This is a genomic window from Corynebacterium sp. LaCa117 (assembly GCF_046717765.1).
Taxonomy (GTDB): domain Bacteria; phylum Actinomycetota; class Actinomycetes; order Mycobacteriales; family Mycobacteriaceae; genus Corynebacterium; species Corynebacterium kefirresidentii.
In genome coordinates this window covers 1,215,171-1,241,833 of the sequence record NZ_CP177102.1, presented here as the reverse complement: position 1 = coordinate 1,241,833, position 26,663 = coordinate 1,215,171, and the positions used below count along the sequence as shown (strand labels likewise).

General features: G+C 58.3%; 26 protein-coding genes. 8 read left to right on the top strand and 18 right to left on the bottom strand.

Annotation, left to right across the window (positions count from 1 at the left end):
- Positions 1-15: 15 nt before the first annotated feature.
- Both ACLI1L_RS06190 and pyrR read right to left on the bottom strand, forming a co-directional pair.
- Positions 16-972, bottom strand: coding sequence for an aspartate carbamoyltransferase catalytic subunit (locus ACLI1L_RS06190; RefSeq protein WP_086587612.1), 957 nt, complete (start codon positions 970-972; stop codon positions 16-18).
- 2 nt (positions 973-974) lie between these two features.
- On the bottom strand, positions 975-1,583 hold the full coding sequence (gene pyrR / locus ACLI1L_RS06185) for a bifunctional pyr operon transcriptional regulator/uracil phosphoribosyltransferase PyrR (RefSeq protein WP_239204044.1): 609 nt from the start codon (positions 1,581-1,583) through the stop codon (positions 975-977).
- Positions 1,584-1,725: 142 nt separating this feature from the next.
- On the opposite strand from pyrR, the gene ACLI1L_RS06180 reads away from it, so the two are divergent.
- The 3 genes from ACLI1L_RS06180 to ACLI1L_RS06170 all read left to right on the top strand — a co-directional run bounded on the left by ACLI1L_RS06180 (position 1,726) and on the right by ACLI1L_RS06170 (position 4,316).
- Positions 1,726-3,069 carry a TIGR01777 family oxidoreductase gene (locus tag ACLI1L_RS06180; protein ID WP_394286623.1) on the top strand — a complete coding sequence of 448 codons (1,344 nt, stop codon included), beginning with the start codon at positions 1,726-1,728 and terminating at the stop codon, positions 3,067-3,069.
- Between the two features lie 265 nt (positions 3,070-3,334).
- Positions 3,335-3,826 carry a YbjN domain-containing protein gene (locus ACLI1L_RS06175; protein WP_023021470.1) on the top strand — a complete coding sequence of 164 codons (492 nt, stop codon included), beginning with the start codon at positions 3,335-3,337 and terminating at the stop codon, positions 3,824-3,826.
- On the top strand, positions 3,819-4,316 hold the full coding sequence (locus tag ACLI1L_RS06170) for a YbjN domain-containing protein (protein WP_411708318.1): 498 nt from the start codon (positions 3,819-3,821) through the stop codon (positions 4,314-4,316). Before ACLI1L_RS06175 ends, ACLI1L_RS06170 begins: the two co-directional genes overlap by 8 nt.
- A 99-nt stretch (positions 4,317-4,415) precedes the next feature.
- Here the strand turns inward: ACLI1L_RS06170 and ACLI1L_RS06165 are convergent, their stop codons facing one another.
- The 3 genes from ACLI1L_RS06165 to efp all read right to left on the bottom strand — a co-directional run bounded on the left by ACLI1L_RS06165 (position 4,416) and on the right by efp (position 6,584).
- The gene (locus ACLI1L_RS06165) at positions 4,416-5,270 is read right to left on the bottom strand and encodes a PPK2 family polyphosphate kinase (protein WP_411708317.1); all 855 of its coding nucleotides are present in this window, start codon (positions 5,268-5,270) and stop codon (positions 4,416-4,418) included.
- Between the two features lie 109 nt (positions 5,271-5,379).
- The gene (gene nusB, locus ACLI1L_RS06160; protein ID WP_086587598.1) at positions 5,380-6,009 is read right to left on the bottom strand and encodes a transcription antitermination factor NusB; all 630 of its coding nucleotides are present in this window, start codon (positions 6,007-6,009) and stop codon (positions 5,380-5,382) included.
- 11 nt (positions 6,010-6,020) lie between these two features.
- Entirely contained in the window at positions 6,021-6,584 is a 564-nt protein-coding gene (gene efp, locus ACLI1L_RS06155; protein WP_023021466.1) for an elongation factor P, read from the bottom strand.
- A 263-nt stretch (positions 6,585-6,847) separates the two neighbouring features.
- On the opposite strand from efp, the gene ACLI1L_RS06150 reads away from it, so the two are divergent.
- Positions 6,848-7,744 carry a GDSL-type esterase/lipase family protein gene (locus ACLI1L_RS06150; protein ID WP_411708316.1) on the top strand — a complete coding sequence of 299 codons (897 nt, stop codon included), beginning with the start codon at positions 6,848-6,850 and terminating at the stop codon, positions 7,742-7,744.
- Here ACLI1L_RS06150 and ACLI1L_RS06145 read toward each other — a convergent pair.
- From ACLI1L_RS06145 to aspS, 13 genes are all read right to left on the bottom strand, one after another.
- On the bottom strand, positions 7,741-8,847 hold the full coding sequence (locus ACLI1L_RS06145; protein WP_411708315.1) for a M24 family metallopeptidase: 1,107 nt from the start codon (positions 8,845-8,847) through the stop codon (positions 7,741-7,743). The genes ACLI1L_RS06150 and ACLI1L_RS06145 overlap by 4 nt on opposite strands.
- A gap of 119 nt (positions 8,848-8,966) precedes the next feature.
- Complete coding sequence (aroQ, locus tag ACLI1L_RS06140) at positions 8,967-9,395, bottom strand: type II 3-dehydroquinate dehydratase (protein ID WP_023021463.1); 429 nt, start codon at positions 9,393-9,395, stop codon at positions 8,967-8,969.
- Between the two features lie 3 nt (positions 9,396-9,398).
- Complete coding sequence (gene aroB / locus ACLI1L_RS06135) at positions 9,399-10,469, bottom strand: 3-dehydroquinate synthase (RefSeq protein ID WP_086587594.1); 1,071 nt, start codon at positions 10,467-10,469, stop codon at positions 9,399-9,401.
- A 64-nt stretch (positions 10,470-10,533) separates the two neighbouring features.
- Positions 10,534-11,070 carry a shikimate kinase gene (locus tag ACLI1L_RS06130; protein WP_411708314.1) on the bottom strand — a complete coding sequence of 179 codons (537 nt, stop codon included), beginning with the start codon at positions 11,068-11,070 and terminating at the stop codon, positions 10,534-10,536.
- Positions 11,071-11,073: 3 nt separating this feature from the next.
- Positions 11,074-12,285, bottom strand: coding sequence for a chorismate synthase (gene aroC, locus ACLI1L_RS06125; RefSeq protein WP_411708313.1), 1,212 nt, complete (start codon positions 12,283-12,285; stop codon positions 11,074-11,076).
- Between the two features lie 68 nt (positions 12,286-12,353).
- A complete protein-coding gene (locus tag ACLI1L_RS06120; protein ID WP_411708312.1) occupies positions 12,354-12,746 on the bottom strand; it encodes a prepilin peptidase in 393 nt (130 codons plus the stop codon).
- 113 nt (positions 12,747-12,859) lie between these two features.
- Positions 12,860-13,687: a shikimate dehydrogenase gene (locus tag ACLI1L_RS06115; RefSeq protein ID WP_411708311.1), complete on the bottom strand. Its 828-nt coding sequence runs from the start codon at positions 13,685-13,687 to the stop codon at positions 12,860-12,862.
- A gap of 31 nt (positions 13,688-13,718) precedes the next feature.
- On the bottom strand, positions 13,719-14,912 hold the full coding sequence (mltG, locus tag ACLI1L_RS06110; RefSeq protein ID WP_049360718.1) for an endolytic transglycosylase MltG: 1,194 nt from the start codon (positions 14,910-14,912) through the stop codon (positions 13,719-13,721).
- Between the two features lie 38 nt (positions 14,913-14,950).
- On the bottom strand, positions 14,951-15,502 hold the full coding sequence (gene ruvX, locus ACLI1L_RS06105) for a Holliday junction resolvase RuvX (protein ID WP_411708310.1): 552 nt from the start codon (positions 15,500-15,502) through the stop codon (positions 14,951-14,953).
- 10 nt (positions 15,503-15,512) lie between these two features.
- Positions 15,513-18,197, bottom strand: coding sequence for an alanine--tRNA ligase (alaS, locus tag ACLI1L_RS06100; RefSeq protein ID WP_411708309.1), 2,685 nt, complete (start codon positions 18,195-18,197; stop codon positions 15,513-15,515).
- A gap of 101 nt (positions 18,198-18,298) precedes the next feature.
- Positions 18,299-19,690 (bottom strand): replication-associated recombination protein A, encoded by a 1,392-nt coding sequence (locus ACLI1L_RS06095; RefSeq protein WP_411708308.1) that lies wholly within the window; start codon positions 19,688-19,690, stop codon positions 18,299-18,301.
- 42 nt (positions 19,691-19,732) lie between these two features.
- A complete protein-coding gene (locus ACLI1L_RS06090; RefSeq protein WP_086587586.1) occupies positions 19,733-20,947 on the bottom strand; it encodes a phosphotransferase in 1,215 nt (404 codons plus the stop codon).
- Between the two features lie 124 nt (positions 20,948-21,071).
- The gene (gene aspS, locus ACLI1L_RS06085) at positions 21,072-22,904 is read right to left on the bottom strand and encodes an aspartate--tRNA ligase (protein ID WP_086587585.1); all 1,833 of its coding nucleotides are present in this window, start codon (positions 22,902-22,904) and stop codon (positions 21,072-21,074) included.
- A 248-nt stretch (positions 22,905-23,152) separates the two neighbouring features.
- Here aspS and ACLI1L_RS06080 point away from each other — a divergent pair, with 248 nt between their 5' ends.
- From ACLI1L_RS06080 to ACLI1L_RS06065, 4 genes are all read left to right on the top strand, one after another.
- A complete protein-coding gene (locus ACLI1L_RS06080) occupies positions 23,153-24,028 on the top strand; it encodes a neutral zinc metallopeptidase (protein WP_086587744.1) in 876 nt (291 codons plus the stop codon).
- Positions 24,029-24,372: 344 nt separating this feature from the next.
- The gene (locus tag ACLI1L_RS06075; RefSeq protein ID WP_244169501.1) at positions 24,373-24,687 is read left to right on the top strand and encodes a hypothetical protein; all 315 of its coding nucleotides are present in this window, start codon (positions 24,373-24,375) and stop codon (positions 24,685-24,687) included.
- Between the two features lie 57 nt (positions 24,688-24,744).
- Positions 24,745-25,857: an LLM class flavin-dependent oxidoreductase gene (locus tag ACLI1L_RS06070; protein WP_086587584.1), complete on the top strand. Its 1,113-nt coding sequence runs from the start codon at positions 24,745-24,747 to the stop codon at positions 25,855-25,857.
- A gap of 2 nt (positions 25,858-25,859) precedes the next feature.
- Positions 25,860-26,519 carry an FMN reductase gene (locus ACLI1L_RS06065; protein ID WP_086587583.1) on the top strand — a complete coding sequence of 220 codons (660 nt, stop codon included), beginning with the start codon at positions 25,860-25,862 and terminating at the stop codon, positions 26,517-26,519.
- The last annotated feature ends 144 nt before the right edge of the window (positions 26,520-26,663 follow it).

Genomic DNA, 26,663 nt, shown 5'->3' with positions numbered 1-26,663 from the left:
TTGCGGGTCGCGATATTAAATGCCGGCGTTTTCGCCATTGGTCAGCAGGGTAAACAGCACGGCCATGCGGGCGTGCACGCCGTTGTGTACCTGCTGTAGGACGGCGGTTTTATCCAGATCGGCCACGCCATAATTGATCTCCATGCCGCGCAGCATAGGGCCAGGGTGCATGACAATGGCGTCTTTGTGCATTGCAGCCGCGCGGTCCTTGGACAGGCCGAAGAGGTTGGCGTATTCGCGGTGGGACGGGAAGAAGCCGCCATTCATGCGCTCTTGCTGCACGCGCAGCATCATGACCACATCGGCCTCGGCGATCTCTGCATCAAAGTCATAGGACACGCGCACCGGCCAATTCTCCACCCCAAAGGGCATAAGCGTAGCTGGCCCCACGAGGGTTACCTCTGCCCCCAGCGTGTTAAGCAAATCCACGTTAGAGCGCACCACGCGCGAGTGCAGGCAATCGCCCACAATTTTCACTTTGAGACCGGCAAAGCCTTGCTCGCCCTGCAAGCCGAGTCGTTGCCGCATGGTTACCGCGTCAAGCAGCGCCTGCGTTGGGTGCTGGTGGGCGCCATCACCGGCGTTGATAACGGAGGGGCCCTTGCCCTCAGGGGCTACCCACTGGGCCAGCTGCTGCGGTGCACCAGAGGAAGGGTGACGCATGATGATCGCATCGGCGCCGATGGCGGCCAAGGTAAGGCCCGTATCCTTCAGGGACTCGCCCTTCTTTACCGAGGAGGTGGAGGCGGATAGGTTGATGACGTCCGCCGACATCCACTTGCCGGCCGTTTCAAAGGAGGAACGGGTGCGAGTGGAGTTTTCATAAAAAAGCGTATAGATGGTGCGCCCGCGCAAGGTAGGAAGCTTTTTAACTTCGCGGCCTTCGAGGGCCTCGCGGAAGCGATCCGCTTCATCCATCAGGCCGATAATTTCAGACTTATCGAGCTCCGCCATATCGATGAGGTGCTTCATGGTTATGCCTCCCCCTTCTCAGTGCCTGCGGCATCGAGGTTGACGGCAGCTCGGGTCAGCACGACTGCGTCTCGACCGTCAATCTCATTGTTATATACGGTGACGTCTTCTTCTCGCGCGGTAGGCAGGTTTTTGCCCACATAATCTGCGCGGATGGGAACTTCGCGGTGGCCGCGGTCTACCAGAACTGCGAGCTGGATAATATCGGGCCGGCCGACGTCGCTTAGCGCATCAAGGGCGGCGCGAATCGTGCGGCCGGAATACAAAACATCATCAACCAGGATGACAATCGCGTTATCGATACCGCCGGTAGGAATGGTGGTGGGTTGCAATGCGCGATGCGGCTTATTGAGCAAATCATCGCGGTAGAGGGTGATGTCGAGGGAGCCCCATGGGACTTCTACCCCGGAAAATTCTGCGATCTTAAGTGCAAGACGCTGTGCTAGCGGCACGCCACCAGAGGGAATGCCAAGCAAAATGACCCGCGGGGCTTCCGCGGAATCGAGCGCCGTTTTTTCAATGATCTGGTGCGCGATGCGTGCAACGGTACGCGAGACATCATCGGAGCTTAAAAGCTCCAATTGTTTCGCGGTAGCGTCAGTTTCACTCATCGTGACCTCCTTCCCCGCCTCACGGTGCGGTCTTTAAAGGATGCCGATAGATGGTCTCAAAAGTGTCTATGGTGTTAGACACAAGATACTTTAGCACCCTACCCGCCATTCGGGTGAGGCAACCCAGAAAGGTACTTCGACGGTGAGTTTTTCCGCACAGCACGTAGTCCCTGCTCCCCGCACAGATGTCTGGGACTGGCATACCCGCCCCGGTGCTCTCACCCGGCTCAACGCCCCGTTCGCCTTTATGACCCCAGTGCAACAAGCACAGAGCCTGGGTGATGGCACTTCGATTCTGCGCTTGCCTGGTGGCCTGCAGTGGAAGGCACAACATGTGTTGTCCCGTTACCAGGAGGGCTATTCCTTTAGTGATGAGTGCGTCAATTCCCCACTGCGCCAGCTGACTCAGTGGCGCCACACCCACACCTTCGCCGAGGACCCAGCCGGTACCCGGGTGACGGATGAGGTGGACACGCGCGTTCCTTCCTCCGCATTGAAATCAGTCTTTGCCTATCGTCAGCATCAGCTGATTGAAGACTTTGCCTTCTTCAAGCGGCTGCGCGATGCAGGACTTAATACCCGACCATTGACCATTGCGATGACAGGTTCGCGCGGCAGTGTGGGCACGGCGCTTACTGCGCAGCTACGCACCGCCGGCCATACAGTGATCCAGCTCGTGCGTGGTAAGGCGGGCAGTGGCCAGCGCCACTGGAATACCAACCTCCCCGATCCGCATTTGCTAGATGGCGTGGACGTCCTCGTCCACCTTGCGGGCGAGCCCATCTTCGGCCGTTTCAATGAGGAACACAAGGCTGCCATTCGGGATTCCCGCGTGGGCCCTACCCGGAGCTTGGCTCGCATCGCCGGCGAAACGCCCTCCGTAAAAGCCATGGTGTGCGCCTCTGCTATCGGCTTTTATGGCGCAAACCGGGGCGAGGAAGTCTTAACTGAAGACTCCGAACCGGGCGAGGGATTCTTAGCCGATGTCGTGCGCCAGTGGGAGGACGCCTGCGAACCCGCCCGCGCAGCGGGCACCCGCGTAGTCAATATCCGCACCGGCATTGCCATGTCAGGCGGCTCCGGCCTACTGCCGCTGCTGCGAGCCCTCTTCTCCACCGGACTGGGAGGCCCCTTTGGCGATGGCAAATTCTGGTTTAGCTGGGTTGCCATCGATGACCTTACGGATGCCTATTTCCGCGCCATCGTGGATGATTCGCTTTCCGGCCCAGTCAATGCGGCTTCCCCCAACCCGGTCCTCAATAAGGAGTTCGTTGCTGCATTGGGCAAAGAGCTCCACCGGCCGGCTATTTTGCCTGTGCCCTCCTTTGGTCCTGCACTCTTGCTCGGGCGCGAGGGCGCCCAGGAATTAGCCTTGGCAGAACAGCGCGTAGCACCCACCGTGCTCACCGAGCTCGGTCATAGCTTCCGCTACCCCACTATCGACGCCGCCTTGGCGCATGAACTGGGTGCCGAAAGCCTCTGCTAGTTGCGGGCCACTCCCCGTGGACGCCCCAAACACGTTTGGCGCAGCGCCACCGGAGTGCGACGCAATTTGTCGGTCAGCCAAAGGTTGTGGGCAGTGATTCACCATCGCAGCTCGTTGCGGCAACGCGCACGTACTGCACCACCCTGATATAACTTCCGAGCAAGACCTGCGGTGTTCTTCTCCTGCCAGAAAGCACGGGTGTAGTTAGGTAGGCTGGGAAGGGTTGACCTTAACCCCGATTAGTACATGGATTGAGACTGTTTAAGTGTCTGAAGAACCAACCCTGTATCCCGATACGCCGGTAGAGCCCGTTACTCTCGAGCGTATTGGTGAGATCTTTGAGTCCGAAAACCTCGAGTACCGCCTAGAAGAGCAGCCTGTAGGCGAGGACGAGACCGTACGTATCCTGCGTACCGGCTTTTCCAATGTTGCCATTGCTATGCAGGTTCGCGATGACGTCCTCGTCGCCGATTCTGTGTGGCGCGGCAATGTCCCTTCTTCTGAGGGACCGAGCCTGCTGATGGTTCTCAACCAGTGGAACCAGCAGCACTTTGCACCGACCCTGCGCTTTTTCGAGTCCGCAGAAAACAACCTCGCGGTCTCCGGTGTACGCGAAATTAATGTGGCACACGGCCTATCCCGGAACCAGATTGGTTCCTTTGTGATGTCCACCCTGGACTCTATGCTGCAGTCCTTCGCCTTCGTCGAGGAACATTACCCACAGCTCGTGACCTGGGAGGAGCACAACCATGACTAATGCATCTACGGAAAATAACCTGCCAGAAATCAGCCTGGACCGCGTTATCGAGGCAATGCGTACCTTCGATATTGAGCTGACCACAATGGACGCTGATATCGACGCAGCCACCGCTAACCTCAATGGTCTGCCCACCATGTTCGCGGTACTAGACTCCGTCGTTATCGTTCGTTGCGACGTGCCTACCGACGCCGCCTATTCCAAGGCCGACGCTGGCCTATTTCTGGCTGCAAACCAGATCAACTCGGTAGCTTTCGGAGCACGCGCGGTTATCTCAGAGCACGATGACATGCTCGTCGTGCGCACCGAGCGCGATATCCCCGCTGCCGCTGGTATGAATGACGAGCAGCTGCAGGCAGCCTTAAAATCTGCAGTAGACGGCGTAATTCGTGGGCAGGACGCTATGGTCTCTGCTGCAGAAGAGATGGCCAAGCTTGGCTCCGAAACTGCTGGCAAGGCCGGCGCGGAAGGCAATAACTCGGGTGCTTAAGATGCCACGAGTTAGCTAAGCCCGCCAAAGAACCAAGCTCCCTGAGCCCGCCATTCCTCATCTGGAAAAGGCGGCAGAAAGGGAGCTTTTTGTGCACAATTACTCGGCGTCGAGAATGCGTTGGCGTTCTTCTTCCGGATCAAAATCCGGTGCGGGCCAAGAAAGCTCTAGGTGGCGCAGCGCGTCCACGATGAGGAACTTCAATGCCATGCGGGCGTACTTCTTATTATCTGTGGGGATGACGTACCACGGTGCCCAGATCTCATCCGTTCGGCGAATGGCATCTTCATAAGCAGCCATGTACTCGTCCCAGTATCCGCGCTCCTCAATATCGGATGGGTCGTATTTCCAATATTTGTCCTCGCGTTCGGTGCGCTCCAGCAAGTTTTCTTTTTGGAACTGTGGAGAGATATGCAGGAATATCTTTAAAATCTTGACGTTTTTGCCGGCAATTTCCTGCTCATAGTCCCGGATGGCTGCAAAACGGCGGTCCACTTCGTCTTCGTCTACCCATTTATGCACCCGCTGGATGAGCACATCTTCATAATGGGAGCGGTCGAACGCCACGATTTGGCCCGGCACGGGGTCATGTTTGCGAATGCGCCACAAAAAGTCGTGCTCCAGTTCCTCGTCTGTCGGTTTGCCAAAGCCGACAGTTTTGGTGCCTTGCGGGTCAAAGACCGAAAGGACATTTCGGATGGCACCGCCTTTGCCGGAGGTATCCATACCTTGCAAAACCACCAGCAATGACGGCGCATTTTCTTCATGTGCGCGGCCATTAGCAAAAAGACGCTCTTGGAGCTCATAAAGCTCTTCGTCGTAATGCGCAAAGCGAGCGGCAAGGTCGTTCTTAGAGCCGCTAAACCCCGGCGTGCCGGCGGGGTCTACATCAGCGAGGCGGAAATTCTTTCCTGCCCTCAGGTCCAGTGCATCATGAATCTTAAATTTGCCCATGCTTGCCATGGTACAAAAATACCGCCCGCAGCCAGCCTGGTATTTCAACCAAGCCAGCCGCGGACGGAAAATGGCTCACGCTAAAGGGCGCGGCTACTACTCGCCGGTATTACTGGGCCGAGTCTTCCGCTGGTGCGGAGGCCTCATCAGTTGCGGCTGCGTTGCCCGCAGTCTCTGATGATTCGACCGGGGACACGGCATCCGTCGTGTCTTCAGCCGCAGCAGTATCGTGCCCGTCTTCTTCTAGGCCCTGGTGTTCTGCAGACATTGGGCTTTCGGCGGAGCGAGACTGCGCCACATCGTCCAATACCGCGTGGATATACGGTGCCGCCTGCTCATTGGAGTACTGAGAGGCGATTTCTACGCCTTCTACTACAGCGGTAGCAGTAGGAATCTCGGGATTGAAGAGCAGTTCCCAGACCGAAACGCGCAGGATAGCGCGATCTACTGCAGGAATGCGGTGTAGCTCCCAGTCCTCGGAAAGGTAGCGAGCGATAGTCTCATCGATGACGTCTAGCTCTTCCGCTGCTCCCTTGATGATGACCTTGGTGTACTCGGCAATCGGCGCTACCGCATTGCGATCTTCGCGCGCCAAAGCGATGCGGTCTTCCACGATGGCTACGGGATCGATGTCTCGATTCTCAGCCTCGTATAGGATGTCCGCGGCGCGGCGACGTGCGCGATAGCGCGCGGTGTGCCGCTTGTAGTTAATGTCGCGCTTAGGGGTGTTATCAGACACAGTCAGATGCCCTAGTTGTTGACGCGGGAGAGGTACTCACCGGTGCGGGTATCGATCTTGAGAACATTGCCGATCTCGATAAACAGCGGAACCTGGATCTCCGCGCCGGTCTCCAAGGTGGCAGGCTTAGTGCCGCCGGAGGAACGGTCACCCTGCAGGCCAGGCTCGGTGTGCTCGACCTTGAGGTCTACGGAAATAGGCAGTTCTGCGAACAGCGCCTCATCCTCGTAGAAGGAAACCTGTACGCGCATGTTCTCCAGCAGGAAGCGAGCGGCATCGCCAAACTTCTCCGGCGGGAGCTCGAACTGTTCAAAGGTCTTCTCATCCATGACGACGTAGCTGGTGCCATCGTTGTAGAGGTAGGTCATATCGCGGCGGTCCACGGTAGCGGTCTCTACCTTCACGCCTGCGTTCCAGGTCTTGTCCACGGTCTTGCCGGAGACAACATCCTTAAGCTTGGTACGCACGAAGGCTGGGCCCTTGCCCGGCTTTACGTGCTGGAACTCAACGATCTGCATCAGTTTGTTGTCGATCTTCAGAACGAGGCCGTTCTTGAAATCAGTAGTATCAGCCATTGCGGTTAAACTCCCGAAATTGTGGACTAAAGGTTGAAAACAATGATCAAGCCTACCGGACAACTGCCTTTCGGGGTATTACTGGTCCCCCATTTCCGCCCCACACTTCTGCCCTATCTTGGCTAAAAGAGAAACTTCCGCAGCTTGTGACCATACGCAGCAGGTGGAGAACAGACACGTAATGGTTTTTATCCAACGATAACTGGCTGTACGGTACAGTCTTGCCGTATTAATTTTTCACATTTCTACCAAGGATTTTTGCGATGCCTTTCAAGAAGCTTTCTGCTGTGGCTACCGTGACTAGCGCAGCTTTAGCAGCACTTAGCGCTCCTCAAGCACTGGCGGCGGATGCCCAAACCGTGATGTTCGGCGATTCTATCTTCGCTAACCCTACCTATGGCCAGATCGGGACAACCTCCAGCCTGTCCCCCGCAGCAGACACTGCTCTCTCGTCTGCTACCCATGGCATTAAAGACACCCCGGGTGCACCTTCCCCGCAGGGCTGCCCGCAGGGTCACAGCAATGTAGGCCGCGAACTGGAGCGGGTTTCTGGCCAGCACGTAGCCAACTACGCCTGTTCTGCCGCGAAAGCCGCCGGCCAGTCGCACCGCAAGGACTTCGAGGAGCAGATAAACGGGGCCATTGCCAATAACGATCTCAATGGTGCAACCAAGAATGTTTTGATTCAGTTCGGCGCCAACGACCTCCAGGAAATTTTGCGGCCATCGCTATCTTCCGCCAATCCTTATTTTGACGGCATGAAGCGTTCCATCCAGCGTGTCCGTCAGGCCGCGCCTCATGCGCACATCACCGTCGTAGGGTATCCCGCCATCTCCGCCCGTAACGGGGCCGTATGCCCGGTACGCACGTCCGCGCCGGGCTCCACCGACGCCGGTTTCAATCTGGACTACGCGGGCCTGGTACGCACCGGCGAGGACCAAATCAATAGCGCGATGTACAAGGCAGCACGTGCCAACGGTGTCCAGTACTACGACCTACGCGCCGATTCCATCAACCATGGCATGTGTGCGCCGGATAGCACGCGCTGGATTTCCGGCAAGTGGGAGTACTCCGTACCGCACAACCTTTTCAACCACCTCACGCACCTGGGCAACCGCAACGTCGCCCAGCTACTCAACTCCAAGGTTCTCAGCCACTAGGCGGGTAGCTCGGTAAACTCCTTCGTCGCGGCGGTGATGATCTTCGGCGCGCCATCGGTAATGATAAGAGTATCTTCGATGCGCACACCGCCCTTGCCAGGCACGTAAATGCCCGGCTCGATGGTCAAGGTCATGCCCGCGGCCAGTTCGCCCTTCCCGGTCTGGGCGGCGAAGGGCGCCTCGTGTACGTCGAGACCTACTCCGTGTCCAGTCGAGTGCACAAAGTAATCGCCATAGCCGGCGGCGGAAATAATGTCGCGGCAAGCTGCGTCGACGTCGGCAAGCTTAGCGCCCGGCACCGACGCTGCCACGCCCGCTTTCTGGGCGCGTAGCACCACATCATAAATTTCTTTAGCAAAGTCATTCGCCGCGCCCACGACGTAGGTGCGCGTGCAATCGGAATTGAACCCGCGCAGATGCGCACCGAAGTCGATGGTCACCAAATCTCCGTCCTCGATGACCCGGTCATCCGCACCATGGTGTGGCATGGCCGAATTGGGACCGGAAGCGACGATGGTATCGAAGCTCACCCGCTCCGAGCCGAGCATGCGCATCCGGTACTCCAAATCGGCAGCCACCTGACGCTCCGTGCGGCCGGCACGCAGCTCGCCTGCGGCCAGGAGTTCCTCCAGCGCCTGATTAGCCAGCGCAGCAATTTCTTCCAGTTTTTCCAGCTCGAGTGGGTCTTTGAACAGCCGAATATCTTCAATCACGCCAGTTACAGGGACCAAGGTGACTGACTCTGGGGCCGAATCTTCGAGTTCCTTCAATTCAGATACCGTCAGGTAGTCTGCCTCAAAGCCCACGCGGACCGGTCCTTGCACATCGGCGAATTGCTGCAGGAGCACCTTGCCTACAGCGCGCCCCTTAATAGCTTCCAGATCAGGAACCTCGCGGGAAATCTGCGTGGTGTAGCGGCCATCGGTAGCAACCTGTGCAGAAAGATCCTTACGCAAAAGCAGACCACCATTGGAGCCGGAAAACCCCGAAAGATAACGCACATGCGTGAGGTGGGTTACTAAAACGGCATCGATGCGCTGGCTGGCTAGTGTCGCGGCAAGCTTGCGGCGCCGGTCACTAAAGCGGGTATCTGCCAAAGCCATGATTTAATCCTCCTGGGTTGACTGCGGTGTTGAAAGTATTCACCCAGTATATCGACCTTGCCACCGCGGTCGGGCCGTTTTCTTTCTGCCCGGACGCCACGAAGCCCAGTGGGACGCTTCTATTGGCAGAGGTAGTCCACTGCCGCAACGTAACCAAAGACCCCCAAGCCAGCAATCACACCGCGGGCAATCGGACTGAGATAGGAGTGATGGCGGAAGGGCTCGCGCGCATGCACATTGGAGATATGCACTTCGACGAATCCGGCTCCCTCCGCCACTTCAGCCAGGGCATCGCGCAAAGCCACCGAGGTATGGGTAAACCCGCCAGGGTTGATAATCACGGGATGGCCCGCATCCGCGGCGGCATGTACCTTCTCAATGAGCTCACCCTCATGGTTGGATTGAAAACATTCCACCTCTACCCCGTGTTCGGCGGCACGCGAGGCAATCATGCGCTCCACATCGGCCAAGGTGGTTGAGCCGTAGACATCCGGTTGTCGCTTTCCCAAGCGGTTTAAGTTCGGGCCGTTGAGAACAATAATCTTCATCTTCTACTCCGAAATCGCGGCGTAGGCCGCCTCGAGCTCTTCCAAGTTAGGACCTTCCAGGCGGGTGGTCTCACCCACCCCAGTCAAGGCCACAAACCGGATTTTTCCGTCCCTATTCTTCTTATCGTGGGTCATGGCCTCATACAGGTCGGCGAAATGGCCTGCCTTATACCGCGTGGGAAGCCCAATGCTGTGCAGGATCCGGCGGTGCTTTTCCACCAGTTGAGCGTCAATGAGTCCGCGGGAATGCGACAGGTGGGCAATAAACATCATGCCCACTGCCACCGCGTTGCCATGGCGCCATTCGTAGTTCTCACGGCGCTCCACAGCATGGCCAAAGGTGTGACCGTAGTTCAGCGTTTCGCGCATACCTGACTCTTTCAAGTCTTGACTTACCACGGCGGCTTTTACTGCGATGGAGCGTTCTATTAATTCTGGCAAGAAGCCCTGCGGGTCCACGCAGGCCCCAGGGTTGTCCTCATAGCGTTCCAGAATTACCGGGTCATGGATGAACCCAGTTTTGATGATCTCCGCCGAACCGGCAACGATTTCCGCCTCGGGCAGGGTGCCAAGGCGCTCTAGGTCCACAAAGACGGAATCCGGCTCGTGAAAGGCGCCGACAAGATTCTTCCCGGCCGCCGTATTGATGCCGGTTTTTCCGCCCACGGCGGCATCAACCATGGCCAATAGCGTGGTAGGCACCTGGATAATCTTGATGCCACGCATCCACCCAGCCGCCACAAACCCCGCCATATCGGTGGTGGCACCACCGCCTAGGCCGATGATGACGTCACGCCGGTTAAAGCCCTTCTCCCCCAGCTTGTCCCATACACCGCCAACGACGCTGAGTTGCTTGGCCGCCTCAGCATCGGGAACCTCAATGAGCACGGGCACAACCCCCTGGGCCCCAATAAGCTCTGCTAGGTGCTCGGCGGCGGCGCGCAGCGGCGGTTGGAAGACAATACCTGCCCGGCTAGCGCCAATCTCCGCGCAGCGCTGCGCGATGTCTTTATTGAGACCAGCGCCAATGCGAACTTCATATGGCTGCGGTCCATTAACGGCAATGGTGGGCATGGTGGTCCTTTCCGTTCGCCGCCGAGGCAGTGTGGCGAGGAACAAGTACGTGCGCAGCGGGCAGCTAAAGGGTATCGAGGAAACCGAGAATATCGCCTACTACCTGCTGCGGGGTTCGGGTATCTGTGCGCACTCGATAATCGGCTACCTCCTGGTAATAAGGGCGCCGCGCTTCGACGAGGTTGCGGTAGTGCTCGAGTGGATTGTCGGACGCAAGCACCGGCCGATTGCTATCACCGGAGGTGCGCCTTGCGCCTTCTTCAGGGGAAATATCCAAAAAAATTACGGTGTGCCGCTCCAGGAGGTCACGAGTGGACTCCGTCAGCACTGCCCCGCCGCCGAGGCTGACTACTCCACCAGTGCGCAGTGCCGCAGCAACGTGCTCGGCTTCGAGCGCGCGAAAGTCAGGTTCACCTAGCTCGCTAAACAATTCCCCGCACGGCTTATTCTTAGCCTGTTCAATAAGGTGATCCGAATCCACCAGTTCGCAGCTCAAGGCGTGGGAAAGGCGACGGCCAATGGTGGATTTACCCGCACCTGGCGGGCCAACCAAAACAACGCGTGGACGGGGCAGTCCCGTAACTGCGGTTGGGGTGGTCATAACTTACTCCTGGTCAAAAGCAAGGCGGTCCGAAACGTATTTATCATACGCGGCGATGGCCGCGGAGGTTTCTTCGAGGCTATCGCCACCGAATTTTTCTAGCACGGCCCGCGCAAGAACGAGGGCAACCATTGCTTCTGCAACGACGCCCGCCGCCGGAACCGCGCACACATCGGAGCGCTGGTGGATGGCAGTAGCTTCAGCGCCGGACTCCATATCAATAGTGCGCAAGGCACGCGGAACGGTAGAAATTGGCTTCATTGCCGCCCGCACGCGCAGCTGCTGCCCGTTCGTCATGCCGCCTTCGAGTCCCCCTGCACGGTTGCTGAGGCGGGATACGCCTTCTTCGGTTCGCACCATCTCATCGTGGGCAGCGGAACCGCGACGACGGGCCTCAGCAAAACCATCGCCAATTTCCACGCCCTTGATAGCTTGAATGCCCATCAAGGCGCTGGCCAATTGTGCGTCCAAGCGGTCATCGCCGGAAATGTGCGAGCCCAACCCGATAGGCAGGCCATCGACCACAACTTCAACGATGCCGCCCAAGGTATCACCCTGCTTCTTTGCGGCCTCAATTTCCGCAATCATGGAGGCTTCAGCCGCCTTATCGCAGGCGCGGACCGGTGAATCATCGATAGCCTCGATGTCCGCGAACGCTGGCGCAGGCCCCTGATAAGGCTCGGAAGCGCCAATAGAAATCACGTGAGAGAGAACCTCGACGCCCAAGGTTTCGCGCAGGAAATTGCGCGCAACGGTAGCTGCGGCCACACGGGCCGCCGTCTCACGCGCGGAAGAACGCTCTAGAATGGGGCGCGCTTCACTGTGGCGGTATTTCACCATTCCGGCAAAATCCGCGTGTCCTGGACGCGGCCTAGTCAGGGCTGCACCCCGTCCAGAATTCATGGCCTTTATATTTTCTTCATCGTCCATATCCAGTGGATCGGCCGACATGATGGTGGTCCACTTCGGCCACTCCGTATTGCCAATCATGATGGCAATAGGGCTACCCAGAGTCAGCCCGTGGCGGACTCCGCCGAGCACGGTAACCTCATCAGCCTCAAACTTCATGCGGGCGCCACGGCCGTAGCCAAGGCGGCGCCGGGAAAGCTGATGCGAAATATCGGCGCGGGTAATTGGGACCCCGGCGGGCATGTGCTCCAGCAGAGAAATAAGAGCCTGGCCGTGGGATTCACCTGCAGTAGTCCAACGAAGCATGCGGGTATTATCGCACGATGAGGCCAATCCGGTATGAACTTGGCCCCGCAATATATTCTTCCACCCCCTCAAAAAGGGTAAACACAAGCCACGACGATTGCCGCCGCCAATAACATCGCGGGGCCATGCGCGCTTTCTTTCTGCCCAGCACACACAGACCAGCCGAGCGTTAACAGGGACGCGCAGCCGCTCGCCGCCACCACCCCTATAAACCCAGCAACATGCCCTACCAGCATCCCTAAGGGCACGGCCAGCTTAATATCGCCGCCGCCCACCCCTGCATGGGCCAGCCCAAGCACGAGATATATCCCCGGCCACCACAGCCCGCCCCAGTTGGCAAGTACAAGTGACAACGCAGCGGCTGGCAGCGTCAACCAGTCGGGCAAGCGGCGATGCCGAAAGTCCCACCAAGACAGCGCCGCGGCCCAAAGGCAATAAACAATTCCCCCAAAGATCAACACGGGACTTAGAGTAAAGCGAGGTACCGCCTAGCGCTCGAGGCTTCCACTCAGAGGGCGAATTGTGCAGCGTGAGCCAGACGCGAAGGACAGTCCGCACTTGACGAGGCCTCGTCCTATTTGACCGTCTGCGACCGCCGCTGCAATTCCTCATTCAATGCATTTAGCATCTCTTCCCGCGGTGCGGCCACGCCGGTAAATTGCTCGAACTGGCTAAATGCTTGATATGCGAGCATGACATGTCCGCCGACGGACTTGTACCCGTTGGCCGCCGCGCACGTGGTCAGCGGCGTGGGCCAGGGATCATAAATGACGTCGAGCACCGGGGCGTGGGCGATGTCAAAGACATAGTCCTCCACCGCAGCGGCGGGGACGGTAGATACAATGACATCGGCTGCGCGAGACAGCGCAGAAAGGTCACCATCGAAACCGGTGAAAGAAAGCTCCAGTCCCAGCTCTTTGGCAAGTGGCCGTAGCTCGGCGCTACGGTCCGAGCGATTGAGCACGGTGACGGTAGCCACTCCGCGCTCAGCCAGCGCCCACAAAGCGGGACGCGCTGTGCCCCCGGCTCCAATGAGCATCGCGTGCCGTGCAGGGGAATCCCCCAAAAGTTCTTTGAGAGCGCCACGCACGCCTTCGGTGTCGGTATTGTCTGCAAACCACCCTTCTTCTTTACGCACCAGGGTGTTTGCGGAACCTATCAGCTGAGCGCGCTCGCTTACGGTATCCGCAAAGCGGAGGGCGGCGAACTTACCCGGCATGGTGACGGAGAATCCGGCGAACTCAGGGGTACTCCCCCGCACCAGATCTGCTAAGCCCTCTGCAGCCGTTTCAAAGCGGGTGTAGTCCCAACCTTCGAGCCCGGCAGCCTCGTAGCCAGCATTATGAAGCACCGGAGACAGTGAGTGCTCAATGGGACTACCAAGGACTGCCGCACGTGGCATCGGGTTCTACCTCTTCGTGGTCTTCGCGACTTTATTGGGCGGGCTGATCGGCAGCGGCGTCGCCGTTGCCGGAACCAGCACCCTCCCCTTCGCGCTTGGAGTCAAGCACGCCGGAGCGGATGGCGTCATCAACGCGGCCCAAGTGCTCATCGTAGGTATCGGAGAAGACGGTGGTGCCTTCCTTATCCACGGTAACGAAGAACTTCCAATTGCCCTCAGCAGGCTGCTCCATGGCCTTGATTGCATCATCCGAAGGAGAAGCAATCGGGGTATCTGGTAGCCCCTCCTTTGCGTAGGTATTCCACGGGGTCTTCTCTTCACGGGCCTTATCGGTGGTGGCCAGCTCAACGTCTTCCAAGCCATAGTTCACAGTGGAGTCAAACTCCAAGCGCATTGGCTCGTCCAGACGGTTGAGGATGACGCGGGCGACCTTGTCGAATTCACCGGCGGGCGCCTCGCGCTCCACCAAGGAAGCGGAAGTGAGCAGCTCATAAGGGCTCAGTCCGATAGCCTGGGCGCGTTCTTCGATCTTGGTCTCGTTGTAGCGCTTGGTAGAGCGCGTGATGAGGTCCTTCAGAATGTCCTTGGCCTCCATATTGGGGTCTAGGACGTACTGGCCTGGAGCGATAAGACCCTCAATGCGCTTAGGATCGTTGCCGCGCTTGTTGATGGCCTCGAGTGCCCACTGTGGCGCACCCAGCTCAGCAGGATCAGTTTCCGCAGCGACCTTTTCTAGGTCTTCCTTCTTCAGGCAGTTGCCATCGTTGCAGCTGACCTCAGAAATCAAGGAGTAGATGCCATAACGAACGTCTCCACCAACAACCTTGACGTCCTCCAAGGTTGCGCCGCCTTGGACTTCGAGCATGTCGACGCGGTTATTCTTATCCAATAGCGCCTCTACCGCGGCGTTGGCACTCATCTCTTCCTGCAGGCGGTAGAAGCCAGGTTGGATTTGGCTTGCGCTATGGTTCATAGACGCAGCAGAGTCAAAGGCGTCTTGGGTCTTGACCACATTCTTTTCCACCAGTGCAGGACCGAGCTCGGACATCGACGAGCCTTCCGGCACCTCCACCAGCTGGGTGGTACCGTTGCCGGTTCCCTCATAATCGGCAGAGGTATTGCCGAGACGGAATCCGATGTAGATAAGGGCGCCAAGGATAACGATGATCGACGCAATGATAACGGCAATGCCGCGCTGGCGGCGCTTGACGTGTTTCGGCTCCATCGATCGACCGAGACGTTCTTGATTACGGCTCACTTGTTTTAGTCTCCTGAGTTTGAAGGCTGATCTATTGCATCCCCTGGACGAAGAGCATTTGCACGCCCGTCCAACCATGTCTGCAATATCTCCACCGCTGCTGCTTGGTCGATGACTTTACGGCCCTTCTTCTCGGACACGCCTGACGCGCGCAGCGCGGTGGTCGCTGCCACGGTAGTCAAACGCTCATCAGCCAAACGTACTGGTGGTGGAACTTTATCCATATTTGCATTTCGATTCAACCGACGGCGGATCCGAAACGCAATTTCTTTAGCATGTTTTACGCTTTTTGAGCCATTTCCCTGCAAATCTCGTGGCAGCCCCACGATGACCTCGACCGCCGCATAAAAATCAATCAATTCTAGGATCCGGTCGATATCACCCTTATCGCGGTCCTTAAACCCGGTTTCGCGGTGAACGGTCTCCACTGGGGTGGCAAGCGTTGCTTCCCTATTGGACACTGCTACGCCGATGCGCACAGTACCGACGTCAAGCGCGAGCCGGCGGCCCTGCCCCGGATCATCAACCCCGGGGATATCTGGTTCCACTTGTGCCACGTTCGAACTCCTACAGGGACTCGAGCATATCCTCGACGGCGGCAAAGCCGCGCTCTGCACCTGCAGCTGAAGAACCGGAGCCCTGGGCCATGTCCGGCTTACCGCCGCCGCGGCCATCAACGTACTGGCCAAACTGCTTGACGACGTCCCCGGACTTCACACCGCGTTCGACAGCCTTGTCGGTAGCTGCCACGATGAACGGGAACTTGCCCTTGTCTTGGGCGCCCAAGACAATGACGGCTTCTTCCTCGCGCAGGCGGTTACGCAGGTCCGTAGCCACGGTGCGCAGGTCCCCACCGGTGGTTCCATCCGGCAACGTCAGCGCAATAACCTTGAAACCATTGATGTCCTTGGCGGCGCCGACAAACTCGGAGGCACGCGCAGCCAGCTGCTGCTTGCGCAGGGTTTCGATTTCCTTTTCTGCTGCCTTGAGCTTCTCAGATAGCTGAGCAATGCGCTCAGGCAGGTCCTCGGTCTGTACCTTAAGCTCGCGGGAGACTCCTTCCACCAAGGCGGTTTCCTTGGAGTAGTAACGGAAGGCATCCATACCGGAGTAAGCCTCAATGCGGCGAGCGCCAGAGCCTACGGAAGATTCACCCAGCACGGAAACCGGGCCGATTTCAGCGGAGGATCCCACGTGGGTACCGCCGCATAGCTCGATGGAGAACGGTCCGCCGATTTCTACCACGCGGACTTCCTTGCCGTAGTTCTCACCAAAGAGCGCCATGGCGCCCATGGCCTTAGCCTCTTCCAAGGAGGTCTCGATGGTGTTGACGACAAAATTGGAGTCAATTGCCTGGTTGGTAATCAAGGCAATTTCTTCCAGCTGGGCCTGGCTGAGCTGTTCGGTGTAGTTGAAGTCAAACCGTAGGTAACCCGGGCGGTTCATAGAACCAGCCTGGACCGCGGTGGGGCCAAGCACCTGGCGCAGTGCGGCGTGAATGAGGTGCGTAGCAGAGTGAGCCTGGGTAGCACCGTGGCGCCAGTGCTCATCGACGCCCGCCTCAACCGACATGCCCAGGTCTAGGCCGCCAGCCGTAACCGTGGCTTTGTGGACCCACAGCTTCTTGCCAATCTTTTGGACGTCATTGACCTCCAGCAAGGACTCGCCGGCCACAATGCGCCCGCGATCAGCCATCTGGCCGCCCGCCTCGGCATAAAGTGGGGTGTGGTCCAAAATGACCTCGACCTCTTCACCCTCGTGGACTTCATCGACCTTTTCTCCGCCGCGGACAAGGCCGATCACGCGGGCGTCGGAAGTAAGCTCCTCGTAGCCGGTGAAGACGGTGGGGTTATTGTCTACCCAGTCGCGGTAGAGGGAAAGGTCAGTGTGCCCGTGCTTCTTGGCCTGATTATCGGCCTTGGCGCGGCGGCGCTGCTCACCCATGGCATCGTTGAAGCCATCCATGTCCACCTCAAGGCCCGCTTCCTGGGCCATTTCCAGCGTCAAGTCGATGGGGAAACCATAGGTATCGTGCAGCTCAAAGGCCTTCTCACCAGGCAGGACCTTTGCGGTCTTCGCGCGAGAGGTGGACTTGAGCTCCTGCACGGCATCGTCGAAGAGGCGGGTGCCGGACTCCAGAGTCTTGAGGAAGGCCTTTTCTTCGTTGACGGCCACGCGCAGAATGCGCTCACGGTTGTCCGCAATCTCCGGATAAGACGGGGTCATGGTATCCATGACCGTGTTCATGAAGCGCTCCATGGTGGCACCGGTAGCACCCAGCAGCTTGGCGGAACGGATAATGCGGCGCAACAGGCGACGCAGGATATATCCGCGGCCCTCATTGCCCGGGGTCACGCCATCCAAGATGAGCATCATGCCGGTGCGGGAGTGGTCCGCTACCACGCGAAAGCGGATATTGTCTTCCTGAGAAGCCTTATCGCCGTAGGTGGCACCGGTAAGTTCCTCAGCTACGTCAATGACTGGACGCAGCAGGTCTGTTTCGTAGACGTTGTCTACGCCCTGCAAAATGCAGGCCACGCGCTCAATGCCGAGGCCGGTATCGATGTTTTTCTTGGGCAGCTCGCCAACGATTTCAAAGTTGCCCTTGCCAATGCCCTCGCCGCGTTCGTTTTGCATGAAGACCAAGTTCCAGATCTCCATGTAGCGGTTATCATCGGCAATGGGTCCGCCGTCCTTGCCGTACTCAGGACCGCGATCGTAATAAATCTCGGAGCACGGGCCACAGGGTCCAGGGATACCCATGGACCAGTAGTTATCCTCCATGCCCAGGCGCTGAATGCGCTCTTCAGGAACGCCAATCTTATCGCGCCAGATTTCGGCGGCCTCATCATCATCCAGGTACACCGTCACCCACAAGCGCTCTGGGTCCAGGCCAAATCCACCCTCGTCCACGGCGCCGGTAAGCAAGGTCCAGGCATTGGTGATGGCGCCTTCCTTGAAGTACTGGCCAAAGGAGAAGTTTCCGGCCATCTGGAAGAAGGTGTTGTGGCGGGTGGTAATGCCCACCTCTTCAATATCCAGGGTGCGCACGCACTTCTGGATAGAAGTGGCGAGCCCCTTGGCAAAGGGCGGGTTCTGCTGGCCCAGGAAGTAAGGCTTGAATGGGACCATGCCCGCGTTTACGAAAAGCAGGTTAGGGTCATCCAGGATCAGCGAGGCACTTGGTACCGCCTCGTGACCAGAATTGACGAAGTGCTGGGTAAACCGTTCCCGGATCTCATGAGTCTTCACGAGCAACAATCCTAACTGTATGAGCTTTCATCTTCTATCGAGAAGTTTCTAACCCGCCCAACTTTACCCTTCGCCGCACCGCAATTTCCCTTGGGTAGGTATCAGCGCGGTCGGCGAGCGTTTTTACCGGGAGAACGCTTGCCGCGAATAATGCTGCGCAATCGGCCTATATAGTCATAAACACGCTTTTCAGCTCCATGATCGGTGGGTTCATAATATACGGAGCCTTCCAACTCATCGGGCAGGTACTGCTGTTCTACTACGCCGCGGGGATCATCGTGGGGGTAAACATAGCCCACGGCATTTCCCATCCGCTTTGCGCCCTCGTAGTGTCCATCGCGCAGATGCGCCGGCACGTGGCCCACCTTGCCGGCGGCCACATCTGCCTGGGCCTGCGTGATGGCGGAGATAACCGATGGAGACTTCGGCGCGGTGGCCAGATGGATGGTGGCCTGCGCCAAGGGGATTCTCGCCTCCGGCATTCCGATGAGCTGTGCGGCCTCGGCCGCCGCCACAGCTACCTGGAGCGCAGTGGGATCGGCCATACCGATGTCTTCGGAGGCATGCACTATGAGCCTGCGCGCTATAAAGCGCGGATCCTCTCCTGCTTCCACCATGCGGGCTAGATAGTGCAGCGCAGCATCAACATCGGAGCCACGAATGGATTTAATAAACGCAGAGACCACATCGTAGTGTTGGTCGCCGTCCCGGTCATAGCGCACCACCGCCTTATTGACGTTGTCTGTGACCGTCTGTGCGGTAATTTCCCCGCCGTCGTCGACCGCCTCGGCCGCCGCCTCCAGGTAGGTCAATGTGCGCCGCGCATCACCGCCGGCCAAAAGAACTAACTGCTCCAAGGCCTCGTCGGCGATCCGAATCTTGCGCTCGCCCAAGCCACGATCGCTTTCTAGCGCGCGCTTGGCGACGCCCCTTAAGTCGGCGTCGCTTAGCGAATGCAGCTGCAAAAGCAGCGAGCGCGACAGGAGCGGCGCCACAACGGAAAATGAGGGATTTTCCGTCGTCGCCGCCACGAGCAGTACCGTGCGGTTTTCCACGGCCGCGAGCAGCGCATCCTGCTGGGTTTTAGAAAAACGATGTACCTCATCGATAAAAAGCACCGTCCGGCGCCCGTGAATGAGCACTTGCCGGGCGTGGGTGATGACCTCCCGGACCTGCTTCACTCCCGAATCGAGCGCGGATAGACCCACAAAATTCTGCCCCATCTGGCTTGCAATAAGAGAGGCAATCGTGGTCTTGCCAGTACCTGGCGGGCCATACAAAATGACAGAGGCCTCCCCTGAGCCTTCCACTAGGCGGCGCAATGGCTTGCCAGGAGCCAAAAGGTGGTCTTGTCCGACCACTTCATCCAAGCTCTGCGGGCGCATGCGCGCCGCCAGCGGCGATCCTGCGTGGGTGGCAAAGAGGTTCTTCCCAGGCAAAGACGCGGCATTGTCCCCGGGGGTGGGCCCGCCAAAGAGTGAGTCTTGAGACACTAAAACCTACCTCCTAGCAGTGTGCGGGCACATCGAAGTTATCTATTCATCATCCAAGCGGCGCGCAATTGCGCTGCCAAATTCTGCGATGGGTGCGCAGGAGGGGCCATCGCAGCGCGCGGCATAGCGCGACAGCGCCTCAAAGGTTTCGTACAGATCACGGCGCACCAGCAATTCATCTTCCGTAAACGGCCCGTGATCGGCCGGGCGCAAGATCGAATGCTGCGGATCGTGGAAGACCTCGGCTTCTCCCCTGACCAAGGCCACCAGCCCTTCAATGCCGCCTGCTTGCATGGTGGTCACGCTCGACAGCGCCCAGCCGATTAGTGAAGCCACGATGAGTCCATGGATCTCTTCCGGATCAGAAAACAGCGGCCACACGTCTGCTACCGCACGAGACCAGGCGGAGATAAAAATATCTGCCTCCTCGTCCGTAATCGGCTTAGAGAAGAGGAATTGTGGGAAACCAGCAATAACGCAGGCCACGTCGAAGCCCACATTGCGGAATCCCGCCCATTCATAATCCAAGAAGTGCAGGTGCTGCGAGACGATAATATTATCCGGAGAAAGGTCAAAGGGAGTAAAGGCCCGGTCCTTGCCGGAGGCCAAAGACCTGGCTGCTTGACGAGCTAGCTCACGGAAGCTTTCGGGGGCTTCGAGCCCCGCCGTATCCAGCAAATCGAGGCCGATTCCGATGGAGCCTTCCAATGCCTCATCACGCACGGATTGGTGCGGGGCCAATTCCGGGTTCTTGCGCAACATGCGGCTAAGCAAGGTTTCATAATCCTGCTCATGCCCGGCGGTCCCCGCATGCATGTGGCCTAGAGCGCTGCCCAGCGAGCGCAGCACTCGGACGCGGTCGGCATCGGTGGACTGAACCAGGACATCGGCAAGCGTTTCGCCCTCACCCAAGTCCGTCAAAACGATAATGCGCTTATCTAAATCATGGGCGAGGAGCACTGGGCCAGGGCGCACATCTTCAGATAGCGCGGTAGTAAATTGATAAGCCACAACCTCACGCAGCATTGCGGCATCATCAACGCCATAGCCTGTGACCGGGTTGTATTTAATGACTACCGAGCGGTGAGGCAGGAAGGCGCCGGGGGCAATCCTTGCGCGCAAGACCATTGCATTGCCGGAGCCATCCAAGCGCTCTACGCTCGACATCTCCGGGGTGCCACCAAAACGGCGCGACAACATCTCCGAGGCGGCCTTGATGACGTCCTCGGGCGATAGCACAGTATCGTTTTCATCCATAGTTCTATCCAGTATGCCCCCTCACACCAAAGCGGGGTCACAAGTTCGCCCGCAGCGACAATGGCCACGACCTACGATGTGCCCCGCACGGTGTGCCTTAACAGCTGAGGTTCAAGCTATCTGCTTACTTCTCCTCAGCAGTCTCTCCCGCAGTGGAACCGGCCTTGTCCTGTTCCTTCTTCTTTTCCGGCTTGTAGTCTACGCCGGTTTCCTTGCGCTGTGCGGCAGGGATTGGTGCAGGGGCGTCGGTAAGCGGGTCTACCCCGCCGCCGGACTTCGGGAACGCAATGACGTCGCGGATGGAGTCGAAGCCGCCCAGCAGGGAGACAATGCGGTCCCAGCCAAAGGCGATGCCGCCGTGTGGCGGGGCGCCATAAGAGAAGGCATCGAGCAGGAAGCCAAACTTCTCCTGAGCTTCCTCGTCCCCAATTCCCATGACATCAAAGACGCGCTTTTGCACGTCTTCCTGGTGGATACGGATGGAACCGCCGCCAATCTCATTGCCGTTGCAGACAATGTCATAAGCGTAGGCGGTAGCCTCGCCCGGGTTCTGGTCAAAGGAATCAATCCACTCCGGCTTCGGGGAGGTGAACGCGTGGTGGACCGCGGTCCACTTGGAGTGACCCAAAGCGACGTCGCCGGAAGCGGTTGCATCGGCAGAAGGCTCGAAGAGCGGGGCATCAATAACCCACGTGAAGGCCCAGTCGCCTTCCTTGATAAGGTCCAGCTTCTTTGCAATCTCGCCGCGCGCAGCACCCAGCAGGGCACGCGAAGCCTTGGTGTCGCCAGCGGCAAAGAAGATAGCATCGCCTGGCTTAGCGCCGACGTGCTCTGCGATGCCCTCGCGCTCGGCGTCGGTAATGTTCTTAGCCACCGGGCCGCCCAATGTGCCGTCCTCACCCACGGTGATATAAGCCAAGCCCTTCGCACCGCGCTGCTTAGCCCAGTCCTGCCAAGCATCGAACTGACGGCGCGGCTGGGAGGCGCCGCCCTCCATAACCACAGCGCCCACGTATTCATTCTGGAAGACGCGGAAGGTGGTGTCCTTGAAGAACTCGGTGCACTCTACAATCTTGATGTCGAAGCGCAGGTCTGGCTTATCAGAGCCGTAGTACTTCATCGCATCAGCGTAGGTCATGCGCGGGATAGGAGTCTTAATCTCGTAGCCAATGAGCTTCCACAGCTCGGTAACGATCTCTTCTGCCAAGGCGATGACATCGTCCTGGTCTACAAAGGACATCTCCACGTCCAGCTGCGTAAACTCCGGCTGGCGGTCGGCGCGGAAATCCTCATCGCGGTAGCAACGTGCAATCTGGTAGTAGCGCTCCATGCCAGCGACCATGAGCAGCTGCTTGAACAGCTGCGGGGACTGTGGCAGTGCGTACCACGTGCCTGGCTTCAAGCGCGCCGGCACCAGGAAGTCACGCGCACCCTCCGGGGTGGAACGAGTCAAGGTTGGAGTCTCAATTTCTGCAAAGTCATGAGAATCCAGCACCTTGCGGGCCGCACGGTTAGCGGCAGAACGCAGGCGCAGGGCCTTCGCCTGGCGCTCACGGCGCAGGTCCAAGTAGCGGTACTTCAAGCGAGTCTCCTCGCCTACCTCACCCGAGGTCGAAGGATCATCAACCTGGAACGGCAGCGCTGCGGATTTATTGAGCACCTCAAGATCCGCGACATTGACCTCAATCTCGCCGGACGGCAGGTTGGGGTTCTCAGAGCCTTCCGGGCGGGGTTCTACGGTACCGGTAACCTTCACGCAGTATTCGGAGCGCAGGTCGTGGGCGCGTTCCGCAACGTCAGATTCACGGAAGACAACCTGGGCGATGCCAGAGCGATCGCGCAGGTCAATGAAGATCACACCACCGTGATCGCGGCGGCGGGAAACCCAACCGGTTAGGGTGACGGTCTCTCCTGCGAGTTCTTTGCGGAGCTCACCAGCTAAGTGGGTACGCAGCACTGTTGTTCAATCCCTTCTGAAAATTGTGTCACTTGCGGGTCCCGCCACGCGTAAACAGCGCGCGCCAAACCAAGCACAAGACTAGGAACGTGCACAATCCTACATCCCTACCGGTACGCGCAGCGCAGTAAGGTAGACGCAGCGCCGCCCCGAAAGCGGAAAAGGTAGCTTCCTCCCCCTGTTTCCTTGCCCCCTTGTGCACCCATCTTCATCCTGTGTTTTAAGGGGCCATGTGGCACTATTTAGACATGACTTTTAGATCTGGTGCCGATTTCGGCGGCAAGGAAGCTCGTTCCGGTGGCGGCGGTGGCATCGCCATCGGCGGTGGCGTCGGCTCGATTGTTTTGGTTGGCCTTTTCCTCCTACTTGGCGGTAACCCCTCAGACTTGGGCGCGATTTTAGGCAATGAACAGTCTCAGTCCGATGGCGCCGCGCAGGGCGATAGCCCAGAATGCAAAACTGCGGAAGATGGCAATACCAAAGATGAATGCCTGGTAGAGTTCACCGGCCGCAGCGTGGACAACGTTTGGTCCAAGGTGCTGCCAGAACAGGCGAATATTCAATACACCGAACCGGAGCGCGTGGTCTTCCACGGTGGCGTTAATACCGGATGCGGCGCGGCATCCTCTTCTACCGGCCCCTTCTATTGCCCACGCGATGAGTCCGCCTATTTCGATACCGAGTTCTTTGATTCCCTGCGCAATTTCGGCGCGGAAAATGCCCCTTTGGCCCGCATGTACATCGTGGCCCACGAGTTTGGCCACCACATTCAAAACCTGGAGGGCACCCTCGGCTTGTCGGACTATAACAACCCCGGCGCCGATTCCAACGCCGTGAAGATCGAGCTGCAGGCTGACTGCTACGCCGGGCTGTGGGCCTCCTACGCCGACAAGGGTGACAACCCCTTGCTAGAGCCCATTACCAAAGAACAGGTCTCGGATGCTGTCGCCGCTGCCCAAGCGGTGGGCGATGACAATATTCAACGCCGTTCCGGCGGCCAGGTCCAGCCTGACTCCTGGACCCATGGCTCTTCTGAACAACGCGAGAAGGCATTCCTCGCTGGCTATAACTCCGGCAAGATGTCCCAGTGCGACACCTTGGGGCGCGGCGCTTACCGCGGCTAAAACTACTTTTGGCCGCCGCCTATCCTCTAAGAGCCTAGACGGACTCGCCACCTCCGCTAGCCATACCGACTGTGCCGGGGCTAGCGGATTTTCTTATCCCTATCCCAGGGCGCTGCAAGCACTCCGCGCTTGGCGACGCCCTCCCTTTCCACCCTTCTCCACACTGGCACCTATCACCATGCACCGAACTAGTGCATTCTTGGCCGCTTTCATGATCTTAAAACCCTGCGCTCCATCGTGAACGCAAAGAACTCCTTTCCCACGCCCGCTATTACAAATCAGAGCTCATCGCTCAGCCGCACGCAGCAGTGGTACAGCAGATTTCCACCCTCCGGGACATAGTGGTGTCCCCTCCCGAGACCCTTCGCGTCCTGCAGCCGCATCGATGGGTCGCCGCGGATTTCAGCGATAAGGACAAACTCGATGCCGCCGACAGTGCGGATAGAGCGAAGTATCAAGAGCCCAGCGATCGCGCCATCTTTCTGGCCCGCACGGTAAGTGTGCAGGAGTCGATGGACCACCTATCAGAAACCGATAACCAAGGACACCGCCCGTACGCAGCCGTCATCACAGAGCACGGCAAAGTAAATGAGACTCCGCTGCGCTTGGTTACACCGGCGGACCTGCCGGTGCTTTTCGATGCCCTAGAATGGGAATGATTCGCCAGCCATTCACATTGCGTCTTGTGCCCTTGGGTAGCGCATAGAAAGGTAACCATGCAATTCGGCATCTTCAGCATTGGGGATTTAACTACTGACCCCAACTCCGGAAAGACTCCCTCTGAAGCCGAGCGCATCCGCAACTTAACGGAGATTGCGCTGAAGGCAGAGGAGGTTGGCCTGGATGTCTTTGCCACCGGCGAGCACCACAACCCGCCCTTCGTACCTTCCTCTCCTACCACGCACTTGGCCTATATCGCCGCGCAGACGAAGCGCTTGCAGCTCTCGACTGCAACGACGCTTATTACTACCAATGACCCGGTCAAGATCGCAGAGGACTATGCCTTCCTGCAGCACCTTGCACAAGGGCGAGTAGACCTTATGCTGGGCCGCGGAAATACGGGCCCAGTCTATCCGTGGTTTGGCAAGGATATCCAGCAGGGCATTCCCCTGGCTATTGAAAATTATCACCTGCTGCGCAGGCTCTGGCGCGAGCCAGTTGTTAATTGGCAAGGAAAGTTCCGCACGGCCTTGGAAGGGTTTACTGCTACCCCGGCGCCGCTGGATGGAATTCCGCCCTTTGTCTGGCACGGCTCAATTCGTTCGCCGCAAATTGCCGAGCAAGCTGCTTATTACGGCGATGGTTTCTTCCATAACAATATCTTTTGGAATAAGGAACACACTGCTCAGATGGTAGATCTCTACCGCCGTCGTTTTGCAAGCTACGGCCACGGCCAAGCGGACCAAGCGATTGTAGGCCTTGGTGGCCAGGTCTTTATCGGCGATACAGAGCAAGAGGCTAAAGATTTCTTCCGCCCCTACTTCGACAATGCCCCGGTCTATGGACACGGCCCCAGCCTCGAAGAATTCACGGCCCAGACTCCATTGACCGTTGGCACCGTGGAGCAAGTAATTGAAAAGACCCTTAGTTTTGCTGACTGGGCCGGGAACTACCAGCGTCAGCTATTCCTCATCGATCACGCCGGGCTACCGCAAGAAGTAGTCCTCGAGCAGATAGAAATCCTTGGCACCCAAGTAGTCCCCGAGCTGCGACGACGCTTTGAACAACGCCGTCCCAGCCACGTTCCTTCTCACCCGCCGACACACGCTAGCTTGCTCGCTGAGCCCAATTCTTCTCACCTGCAGGTCAGCCCTGGAAAGGAACACTAGTTATGCGCTCCCTACTCGTTATCTCAGCTGGCTTATCGCAACCGTCTTCCTCTCGTCGGCTGGCAGACATGCTCGCAGAGGCTACCCGCGCCAAAATCGCCGCGCGCGGTGAAGGGATCCAGATCGACGTCATTGAGATTCGCGATTTGGCCTTCGAACTAGCAACCGCCATGACCGATCGGACTGCGTCGACGCCGGAGTTGACCCGGGCCCAGGAACACGTTGCTCAAGCCGATGGGCTCATTGCCGTCACCCCTGTATTTCAGGGGAGCTATTCGGGCCTATTCAAGATGTTCTTTGACACCTTGGCACCCCATGCACTCGACAATCTTCCTACAATCATCGCGGCTACAGCTGGTTCTTCACGCCACTCCCTAATTTTGGACTACGCGCTTCGCCCACTGTTTAATCAACTCCACGCAAATATCGTGCCAACGGGAGTTTTTCAGGCTGCGGAGGACTTGGGCACTCCAGAAGGCGAACGCCTTGTCACCCGCATTGAACGCTCTGCAATTCAGCTAGCTGACCAAATGGTTGCCCCCAGGGACAGGGTGTCTGGAATCGCTGGCGAGCTGGAGGGGTTGGGTGGCAGATCTACTGTGCGGCTAGCCAAGGAGAACTTCATCCCCTTGGGAAAGCTCCTGAATGGCTACGGCGACTAGGCCACAGGCGCGGTCTGTACTTCGCATAGGCGGCGATTGATAGAAGGTGTGACTTTCGCTACGCTGGGCACAGAAAATTTGCCTCTCCCCTCGCTTCCGGCTTTGCCCCTTGATACGAGAAAAGCCCTAGGAACCAAACACATA